Here is a 9,210-nt window from a genome sequence, read left to right as displayed (position 1 = left end):
GGCCGCCTCGGGACGCCGCCCGAGCCGCTCGCTGCGGCTGCTCACCTAGTAACGTTCAGGTGCGGGCCAACTCCTCCACGGCGCGCGCGGGTGCGGCGCTGTCGGCGGTGACGATGAGCGAGCCGGTCATTCCCGAGCCGTAGGGTCGGCCGTCCAGCCGGGACACGCCGCCGAGTTCGGTGACCAGCAGGGCTCCGGCCAGATGGTCCCACGGATGAACCGACCGATAGGCCAGCGCGTCCACCTCTCCGCAGGCCAAGGCCGGGTAGTCGATCGCGCAGGATCCGCGGGTCCGGCGCAGGAGCAGCCGCGGATCGGCCTCTCGCTGGAGCTTCATCCACACGGCAGCCGTCCACGGTGCCCCGTGCGGGCGCAGCGGGGGTAGCTGCTCCCCGTTGCAGGTCGCGCCGCCTCCCCGCTCGACTTCGAAGAACCGATCGTGCCGGGGCTGCCAGATCCACCCACGGACCGTCTGCCCGGCCCGCACCTCGGCGACCATCACCCCGAAGTCCTCGCTTCCGTGGGCGAAGTTGCGGGTGCCGTCGACGGGATCGATCACCCAGGCGTGCTCCGCATGGTCGAGCCGGCCCAGCAGGCTGGGATCGGCGAAGGTCGCCTCCTCTCCGACGATCGCCGCGTCCGGCGTCGCGGCGTGCAGGACGGCGGTCAGCACGGCCTCCGCCTCCCGGTCGGCAACCGTGACGAGATCACCCGGCTGCTTCTGGATGACCTCTTCCGGGGCGAGGTGCCGGAAGCGCGGTAGGATCACCTGATCGGTCACCTCGCGGATGAGGGTCGTGACGGCCTCGGTGCGCATTAGGACTCCCGGTCGATGTGGTCGGCGGAGACGAAGTCGATGAGCCGCTCGACCTCGGTCAGCAGGTGCGGGTCGAGGTCCTGCCAGCCACGAACCCTCCCCAGGATGGTTTTCCAGGCGGTGGCGATGTCGGCCTGGGTGGCGTGCGGCCAGCCGAGCGCCGCGCAGATGCCGTGCTTCCAGTCGGTGCCGCGCGGGATCCGCGGCCACACCGTCAGGCCGAGCCGTTCGGGCTTGACGGCCTCCCAGATGTCGATGAACTCGTGCCCGGTGACGAACACGTAGTCACCGCTGACCTGGGACACGATGCGGGACTCTTTGGTGCCCGGCACGAGATGATCGACGAGGACGCCCAACCGCCGCCCCTGCACAGGGGCGAACTCGGCCACGATGGCGGGCAGATCGTCGATGCCGCCCAGGTACTCCACGACCACACCCACGTGGCGCAGGTCGGCGCCCCAGACCTTCTCGACGAGTTCGGCGTCATGACGCCCCTCCACATAGATGCGACTGGGCAGCGCGACCTTGGCCTTCTCCGCAGGACCGACGCGGGAGCCGGACGCCGTGTGGGTGCGGTTGTACTCCTGCGCTGTGTCGCGGGCTGTCGGGCCGCTGCGCGTAGGCCCGGTGAGATCGATCGGCTGCCCGTCCAGCCAGAAGTTGGGCCCGAACGGGAAGCTACGACGCTTGCCGCGCCGGTCCTCGAGGATCACCACGCCGTTCTCCCAGCCGACGACCGCACCGACGAACCCCGAGGTGGGCTCCTCCAGCACGAGGTCCGTGGAGACCGGAGTGGGCGTCGCGGTGGGCTTGTTGGCCCGCTGCCAGCCCTTCGCGAGCACGTCCGACGAATACCGATTCACGATCCCCCACCCTACGATGGCCGCGGCCCGCGGCGGGGCAGGCCAGCCGACGCGCATCGGCACCTGCCCCCGGGACGCGACGCCTCTTCAGTCGAGCAGGTCGCGCACCGCCGCGTCCGCCAGGAGCCGACCCGCATCGGTGACCCGGACGCCGCCGCGCTCACGGACCAGCCAGCCGCGGCGCACCAGGTCGGGCAGGCGGCGGCGCTCCGCCGGCGTGAGGACGGTCTCCGGCAGCCCGTCCCGAAGACGTAGTTCGAGCAACACGCGTTCGATGCGACGTTCCTCGGCGTCCAGGCGTTCGCGTCCGGCTGCCGGGGAATGCCCCTGCCCGAGCTTCGACCCGTACGTGCGCGGGTGCTTGGCGTTCCAGAAGCGAACGCCGCCGATGTGGCTGTGCGCTCCGGGCCCGAATCCCCACCAGTCGTCCCCCACCCAGTAGGCGAGGTTGTGACGGCACTCGTGACCCGGCCTGGACCAGTTCGACACCTCGTACCAGTCCAGGCCCGCCGCCCGCAGCAGCCCGTCGGCGAGGTCGTACTTGTCGGCGAGGTCGTCCTCCTGGGGCAGGGGCACCTCGCCGCGACGGACCCGCGCGGCGAACCGGGTGCCGTCCTCCACGATGAGGGAGTAGGCGCTGACGTGGTCGGGGGCCACCGACAGGGCCGCCTCGACCGAGGTACGCCAGTCGTCGAGCGACTCCCCCGGGGTGCCGTAGATCAGGTCCAGACTGACGGAACCGAAACCGGCCGCCCGGGCCCAGCCCACCGCCTCCAGCGCGCGTCCGGGGGTGTGGGTGCGTTCGAGCGTGGCCAGCACGTGCGGCACTGCGCTTTGCATACCGAAGCTGATCCGGGTGAACCCGGCCTCGGCCAGCCGCTCCAGGGAGGCGGGGGTCACCGAGTCGGGGTTGGCTTCGGTGGTCACCTCGGCGTCGGGGGCCAGCCCGAACGTGTCGCGAACTGCCCGCAGCAGGCCAGCCAGGTCGCGCGCGGGCAGCAGCGTCGGGGTGCCGCCACCGAAGAACACGGTCTGGAGGGGGCGGGGGTCCCCCAGAACGCCGCAGGCCAGACGCATCTCCGCCACCACCGCGTCCAGGTAGCTGCGCTGGGACGCGCCCGGCGCAGCTCCCAGTTCGGCCGCGGTGTAGGTGTTGAAGTCGCAGTAACCGCACCGGGTCGCGCAGAACGGCACGTGGACGTAGGCCGACAGCCGTCGATCGCGCTGACCCGCGAGTGCCTCGGGCGGTAAGGCACCGTCTTGTGGTGCTGGCTCCCCGTCGGGGAGCGCGGACGGGCTCACCGGTGCTCCCGCGCACGCCAAGGCGCGCCGTGATGCTGCATGCATGCCTCCTAGCCGCCGCCACCGGCGGGGCGCTACCCGGTGATCGGGCCGACGCCGTCGCCCACAGCGGGCAACGGGAACGGCAAGGGTAACCCGTCCAACGCCTCGGCACACGCGCACTGCTGCGAGGGAACGACCGCGACAGCACGTTCCAGGAGCCGCTTGAGGCGGCCGATGTTGCTGGCGAACACCGCCTTGACATCACCCGCGGTGACCCCGGCCTCCCCCTCCGCCCCGGCATCGGCGTCGGTGACACAGCACACGGTCGCGTAACACAGGGCCAGTTCGCGAGCCAGCGACGCCTCCGGCATGCCGGTCATACCGACCACCGACCAGCCCGCCGCAGCGTGCCAGCGGGACTCGGCCCGACTGGAGAACCGTGGCCCGTTGATCACGACCAGAGTGCCCCCGTCGATCAGCGTGGGGTCGCCGTCCCCCGCTGCGAGGAAGACCCCCCGCGCCGACGCGCAGTAGGGGTCGGCAAAGGGCACGTGGACGACGGGCCCTTCCGCCTCCCATATGGTGTGTCCCGCCCGGTAGGTGCGGTCGACGACCTGGTCGGGAACGACGAAGTCGCCGGGTGCGAGCGTCGGCTGCAAGGAGCCGACCGCGCAGGCGCTCAGCACCGTGGACACCCCCAGCGCCTTGAGCGCCCACAGGTTCGCTCGGTAGTTGACCCGGTGCGGTGCGAACTGGTGCCGCTCACCGTGCCGGGGCAGGAACGCGACCCGCCTGCCGGCGATCTCCCCGAGAGTGATCGGCGCCGACGGAGCCCCGAAGGGGGTGTCCACCTCGACGCGGGCTCCTCCCGGAAGGAACGAGTAGAACCCCGATCCCCCGATGATGCCGATGTCGGCGCGGGCCTGCGTCATCAGGCCAGGGCGTCGAACAGGTCGCCCAGGACCGGCGTCCACTCCCGCACGTCCATGTGCGCGACGACGCTGTTGACCTGGAACGGGTCGTTGGCCAGCCGGGCCAGCGCGTCGTCGGCGCTCTCGGCACGCACCAGAAGCAGGGCGGCGGCGGGGGCACCCTCGGGCGAGGAGACCGGCCCGGACAACACGATGGTGCCCTCAGCGGCCAACTCCCCCAAGAAGGCGCGGTGATCGGGACGCACCGTGTCGCGCAAGGCGGTGTCGTCGCTGTAGGTGTACCAGACGGTGAACAGGCTCATGCTGGTCATCCTAGGAGTTGATGCTTCGGCTGGGGGCCACCAGGCACACTGGAGGCCATGAGCATTCCGACCGGCCCCTGGCAGCCTCCCGTGGCCGCCCCGACCTCGTCGGCCCCGCAGCCCGGCTACCCCGTGGTGATCGACCGCAGGCCCGGCCCGGTCGCGTCCTTCTTCTTCGTCGGGACGTGGCTGGCGTTCATGTGGCTGCTGGAAGGGGTGGACGCGCTGACGGGTGGAGCCCTCGACAGCCTGGGCGTCAGCCCGCGCGACGTCACCGAGTTGCCGCAGATCTTCACCGCACCGTTCCTGCACTTCGGATTCGCCCACCTGATCGCCAACTCAGTCCCCTTCCTGGTGCTGGGGACGCTGACCCGGATGGCCGGGCGTCGGGAGTTCTGGATCGCCACCCTCAGTTCGATCGTGGTGTCGGGGCTGGTCACCTGGCTGATCTCAGCGCCGATGTCGGTCACGGCGGGCGCCTCCGGACTGGTCTTCGGCTGGCTGGGCTTCCTGCTGCTGCGCGGGCTGTTCGCACGCAACTGGGTTCAGATCCTCGTAGCCGCGGCCGTGTTCGGGTTCTTCGGCGGGATGCTGTGGGGTGTGTTCCCGACCATGCCCGGAGTCTCCTGGCAGGCACACCTGGGTGGCGTCCTCGGCGGCGCGCTGGCCGCATGGTGGCTGCACCGCCGTCCCCGGGGCGCACGATGACGGCGCGCGCGTTCCCCGCGGTTCTGCTCGGCGGGGACTCGACGGTCGCGGCCTGCCCGGCGCACGAGACTCCGATGTCGGGTTGGGGGGCCCACCTTGGCGCACCGCTGAACATGTATCTCGGCGCCGGCCTCGCGGAGGCGGGCCTGCCTCCGCGCGTGGTCCCCGTCCTGAACACGGCCAAGGGCGGCGCCACGACGGCCAGTTACCGCGCCGAGGGCCTGTGGGATGCCCTGCTGGCGGCCTCCCTCCCCGGCGACACGGTGCTGCTGCAGTTCGGCCACAACGATCAAAAGGAGCCCCGCACGCTCGCCTCCCGAGAAGGCTTCAGCGCCAACCTGAGCAGGTTCATCGCCGATGCCCGCGGGCATGGGCTGGTGCCGATCCTCCTCAGCTCGGTGGAGCGCCGCCGCTTCGACGGCGACCGCCCCGTCCCCACCCACGGCGACTATCCGCTGGCCACCCGCGACGTCGCGCTCCGCGAGGGCATCGAGTGCTTCGACCTCACCTCCGCCACCCGGCAGTTGCACGCCGAACTCGGCCCGGAGGAGTCGCGGCGGCTGTTTACGCAGTTCGCTCCCGGCACGCATCCGTTGTATCCCGACGGCATCGCCGACGACACGCACTACTCGTTCTTCGGCGCGTCCGTCGTCGCCGCCATGGTCGCCGCCATGCTCGCCCCGGTGCTCCTCGCCCAGGCGCGCGCAGGCTCCCCGGCCTGACGCTGGTTGCGCAGGCCATGAGTTTCTTGGAGGTGTTCGACCCGGGGCTGCGGCACTGGCGCGAGTTCAAGGAACACCAGAAGGTCCTCGTGCATCGCACCGATCAGGCCGGCTCAGGACCGCCGCCGCTGGACCTGGACTCGGGGGTCATCATCGTCCACCGGCCGCTCCCGCCACAGGAGCCTGCCTCCGGGCGCTGACCGCGCACAGGCCAGGCCTGTCGCCCGCGCTCGGAACAACGGGGCGGGCGCCCTTGCCCCGTCACTTCGGATCGCGGGATTCTCCGGTGGACAGCGCGGCGACGAAGGCCTCCTGGGGCACCTCGACCCGGCCGACCATCTTCATGCGCTTCTTGCCTTCCTTCTGCTTCTCCAGCAGCTTGCGCTTACGGCTGATGTCACCGCCGTAGCACTTGGCCAGCACGTCCTTGCGCATCGCGCGCACCGTCTCACGGGCGATCACACGCGCCCCGATGGCGGCCTGGATCGGCACCTCGAACTGCTGGCGCGGAATGAGTTCCTTCAGCTTCTTCGCCATCGCCAGCCCGTAGGAGTAGGCGGCGTCCGTGTGGACGATGGAACTGAAGGCGTCCACCGGCTCGCCGTGCAGCAGGATGTCGACCTTGACCAGGTCGGCGGCCTGCTCGCCCGCCTCGTCGTAGTCGAGCGACGCGTAGCCCTTCGTGCGGCTCTTCAGCGCGTCGAAGAAGTCGAACACGATCTCGGCCAGCGGCAACGTGTAGCGGATCTCCACCCGATCAGACGACAGGTAGTCCATGCCGCGCTGCAAGCCGCGTCGCTGCTGGCACAGCTCCAGGATCGTGCCGATGTAGTCGGTGGGGGTGAGGATGGTGGCATGCACGACCGGCTCCCACACCTCGGCGATCTTCCCCTCGGGAAACTCGCTCGGGTTGGTGACCTGGTGCTGGCTGCCGTCCTCCATGACGACCCGGTAGACGACGTTGGGAGCGGTCGAGATCAAGTCCAGGTTGAACTCCCGCTCCAGGCGTTCGCGCACGATCTCCATGTGCAGCAGGCCCAGGAACCCGATACGGAAGCCGAACCCCAGTGCCCCGGAGGTCTCCGGCTCATAGGTGAGCGCGGCATCGTTGAGTTGGAGCTTCTCCAATGCCTCCCGCAGTTCGGGGAAGTCGGCGCCATCGATCGGATAGAGACCCGCGTACACCATCGGATTCGGGTTCTTGTACCCCGCCAGCGGCTGGGTCGCCTGGTTGTGCTGCAGCGTCACGGTGTCACCGACGCGGCTTTGCCGCACGTCCTTGACCCCGGTGATGAGATAGCCCACCTCGCCGACGCCGAGCGCCTTGCCGGGGATCGGCTCGGGGCTGATCACGCCGACCTCGAGGAGCTCGTGGGTGGTGCGGGTCGACATCATGGCGACCCGTTCGCGGTGCTTCAAAGACCCGTCGACGACGCGCACGTAAGTGACCACGCCGCGATAGGTGTCATAGACCGAGTCGAAGATCAGCGCGCGCGCCGGACCGTCCGCGTCACCGACGGGGGCGTCGATCTGGGCGACGATCGCGTTGAGCAACTCCGGCACACCCTCACCGGTCTTGCCGGAGACCCGGAAGACGTCGGCGGGTTCGCAGCCGACCAGGGAGGCCAGTTCCTCGGCGTACTTCTCCGGCTGCGCGCCGGGCAGGTCGATCTTGTTGAGCACCGGGATGATCTGCAGGTCCGCCTCCATCGCCAGGTAAAGGTTCGCCAGCGTCTGCGCCTCGATGCCCTGGGCGGCGTCCACCAGCAGCACCGCGCCTTCACAGGCGGCCAGCGAGCGGGACACCTCGTAGGTGAAGTCGACGTGGCCAGGGGTGTCGATCATGTTGAGCACGTAGTCGGCGTCGCCGACACGCCAGGGCATCCGGACGGCCTGGCTCTTGATCGTGATGCCGCGCTCGCGCTCGATGTCCATCCGGTCGAGGTACTGGGCGCGCATGGAGCGCTCATCCACCACGCCGGTGAGTTGGAGCATCCGGTCGGCCAGGGTCGATTTCCCGTGGTCGATGTGGGCGATGATGCAGAAGTTACGGATGATCTGCGGGGGCGTCGCCCCAGGCTGCGGCGCGCTCACGCGCGTCCCCCTCTCCGGATGCGGGTACGACACAACGTCGCCCCGGCCTCAGGCGGCGGGGCGACGTCGCGGACGTTCGTCAGAGTGCGGCAGCAGCCGAAGCGACGGCCGACTTGCGGTTCGCCGCCTGGTTCTTGTGAATGACGCCCTTGCTGACGGCCACGTCGAGTTCGCGGCACGCGACCTGGGCCAGCTTCTGCGCCTTCGCAGCGTCCCCGGCCTCGGCGGCCTCGTGGAACTTGCGAATGTGCGTCTTGAGAGAGGACTTCACGGCCTTGTTGCGCAGACGCGCCTTCTCGTTCGTGAGGATCCGCTTCTTCTGGGACTTGATGTTCGCCACGGGCAAGCCTTCGGTTCAGGTTCGATCTAAGGGGTGCGCCCACATTGGACGCGATGACCAAGCTTACCAGCGCCTAGCCCGCGCCCCAAATCAGCGCCCCATGCTGGATTCGGGCCGCCTGCCGCGCAGCCCGGCCACATCGAGCACCAGGCGCTCCAACGCGAAGGCCGGATCCGCGGCCGACCCCTTGACAGCGGCGTCCGCCACCGCGACGCGGGTCAGCGCGTCGGCGAGCCCGCGCGGGGTCCAGTCGCGGGAGTGTCGCACCAGATCCTTCACCTTCCACGGTGGGACGCCGATCTGACGGGCGACATCGCCATCACGCATGCGCTGGCCCGCCAGATCGCTGTACCGCCCCTGCTGTCGCAGCGCGGTCGCGAGCGCGCTGGTCACCAGCACGGGAGCGACGCCGGTGTCGAGCGCCCACCGCAGCGCCCCCAGCGCGTCGTTACGACGACCGGCCATCACATGATCGGCGACCGTGAAGCTCGTCACGTCCGCGCGCCCGGTGAAGTAGCGCCGCACCGCGGCCTCCGAGATGACGCGGTCGTCGGAGTCGTCCAGGAGCTGCCGGATCGCCCCCGCCACCGCGCGGGCATCCGCCCCCAGCGCCTCCACCAGACGCGCGGCGGTGCCCTGGTCGATGCGCCCGCCAGCAGCCCTGGCCTCATTCACCGCGAATCCCGCCAACTCCCACGGCTTGATCGTCGGGCAGTCGATGACGGCGACCTTGGCCTTCTTCAGGGCATCGAGCAGGCGCTTCCCCTTGACCCCGCCGGGGTGCACGAGCACGAGCGCCAGATCCTCCTGCGGGATCTTCGCGTAGCCGACGAGGGTGTCGAACAACTCGGGCGGGACCTCAGAGATCGGGTTGACCACGACCACCGCGTCGGAGGCGAACAGGGATCCGGTGGTGGCCTGGACCAAGGCGGAGGCATCCAGTCCGACCCCCTCCAGGGTCGTCACCGACGCTTCGCCGCGATCGAGGAGCGCGCGCTGGGTCAAGGCCCGCACCGCCCGCTCCGCCAGCAACGCCTCCGGTCCGCTCACGAGCGTCACCGCGCCGAAGATCGCCTTCTCGTCCACACCCACATCCTGCCAGCGCGGACCGACACCCGGCGACGACCGGGCACCCGGCGGCAACCGCG

11 protein-coding genes are annotated in these 9,210 nt (G+C 70.2%); 3 read left to right on the top strand and 8 right to left on the bottom strand.

Annotated elements, in window-relative coordinates; translation table 11 throughout:
- Positions 1 to 55 precede the first annotated feature (55 nt).
- The 5 genes from V7E09_RS01965 to V7E09_RS01945 are packed head-to-tail and all read right to left on the bottom strand — an operon-like array spanning position 56 to position 4,198.
- Positions 56 to 817: an inositol monophosphatase family protein gene (locus V7E09_RS01965; protein WP_324522952.1), complete on the bottom strand. Its 762-nt coding sequence runs from the start codon at positions 815 to 817 to the stop codon at positions 56 to 58.
- Positions 817 to 1,737 carry a DUF3097 domain-containing protein gene (locus V7E09_RS01960; protein ID WP_324510325.1) on the bottom strand — a complete coding sequence of 307 codons (921 nt, stop codon included), beginning with the start codon at positions 1,735 to 1,737 and terminating at the stop codon, positions 817 to 819. The genes V7E09_RS01965 and V7E09_RS01960 overlap by 1 nt, the downstream gene beginning before the upstream one ends.
- A 30-nt stretch (positions 1,738 to 1,767) precedes the next feature.
- The gene (gene hemW, locus V7E09_RS01955) at positions 1,768 to 3,027 is read right to left on the bottom strand and encodes a radical SAM family heme chaperone HemW (protein WP_324510324.1); all 1,260 of its coding nucleotides are present in this window, start codon (positions 3,025 to 3,027) and stop codon (positions 1,768 to 1,770) included.
- A gap of 29 nt (positions 3,028 to 3,056) precedes the next feature.
- The gene (locus V7E09_RS01950; protein ID WP_324510323.1) at positions 3,057 to 3,896 is read right to left on the bottom strand and encodes an S-methyl-5'-thioadenosine phosphorylase; all 840 of its coding nucleotides are present in this window, start codon (positions 3,894 to 3,896) and stop codon (positions 3,057 to 3,059) included.
- Positions 3,896 to 4,198 carry a YciI family protein gene (locus tag V7E09_RS01945; protein ID WP_324510322.1) on the bottom strand — a complete coding sequence of 101 codons (303 nt, stop codon included), beginning with the start codon at positions 4,196 to 4,198 and terminating at the stop codon, positions 3,896 to 3,898. The genes V7E09_RS01950 and V7E09_RS01945 overlap by 1 nt, the downstream gene beginning before the upstream one ends.
- A gap of 57 nt (positions 4,199 to 4,255) precedes the next feature.
- On the opposite strand from V7E09_RS01945, the gene V7E09_RS01940 reads away from it, so the two are divergent.
- Genes V7E09_RS01940 through V7E09_RS01930 form a run of 3 tightly spaced genes read left to right on the top strand, consistent with a single transcriptional unit; the run spans position 4,256 to position 5,828 of the window.
- Complete coding sequence (locus V7E09_RS01940; RefSeq protein WP_324510321.1) at positions 4,256 to 4,906, top strand: rhomboid family intramembrane serine protease; 651 nt, start codon at positions 4,256 to 4,258, stop codon at positions 4,904 to 4,906.
- Positions 4,870 to 5,628, top strand: a complete 759-nt coding sequence (locus tag V7E09_RS01935; RefSeq protein WP_324522951.1) for a rhamnogalacturonan acetylesterase — start codon at positions 4,870 to 4,872, stop codon at positions 5,626 to 5,628. The genes V7E09_RS01940 and V7E09_RS01935 overlap by 37 nt, the downstream gene beginning before the upstream one ends.
- A gap of 17 nt (positions 5,629 to 5,645) precedes the next feature.
- Positions 5,646 to 5,828, top strand: coding sequence for a DUF6191 domain-containing protein (locus tag V7E09_RS01930; RefSeq protein ID WP_324510319.1), 183 nt, complete (start codon positions 5,646 to 5,648; stop codon positions 5,826 to 5,828).
- 61 nt (positions 5,829 to 5,889) lie between these two features.
- Here the strand turns inward: V7E09_RS01930 and lepA are convergent, their stop codons facing one another.
- The 3 genes from lepA to holA all read right to left on the bottom strand — a co-directional run bounded on the left by lepA (position 5,890) and on the right by holA (position 9,148).
- Positions 5,890 to 7,722, bottom strand: a complete 1,833-nt coding sequence (lepA, locus tag V7E09_RS01925; protein ID WP_324522950.1) for a translation elongation factor 4 — start codon at positions 7,720 to 7,722, stop codon at positions 5,890 to 5,892.
- Between the two features lie 79 nt (positions 7,723 to 7,801).
- Positions 7,802 to 8,062, bottom strand: a complete 261-nt coding sequence (rpsT, locus tag V7E09_RS01920; protein ID WP_324510317.1) for a 30S ribosomal protein S20 — start codon at positions 8,060 to 8,062, stop codon at positions 7,802 to 7,804.
- A 90-nt stretch (positions 8,063 to 8,152) separates the two neighbouring features.
- Positions 8,153 to 9,148 carry a DNA polymerase III subunit delta gene (gene holA / locus V7E09_RS01915; RefSeq protein ID WP_324510316.1) on the bottom strand — a complete coding sequence of 332 codons (996 nt, stop codon included), beginning with the start codon at positions 9,146 to 9,148 and terminating at the stop codon, positions 8,153 to 8,155.
- Positions 9,149 to 9,210: the final 62 nt, after the last annotated feature.

The sequence above is a fragment of the Propioniciclava sp. genome, assembly GCF_036744435.1.
Classification (GTDB): domain Bacteria; phylum Actinomycetota; class Actinomycetes; order Propionibacteriales; family Propionibacteriaceae; genus Propioniciclava.
Note: the sequence above shows the minus strand (reverse complement) of the source record. Positions and strands in the feature narration are given on the sequence as shown.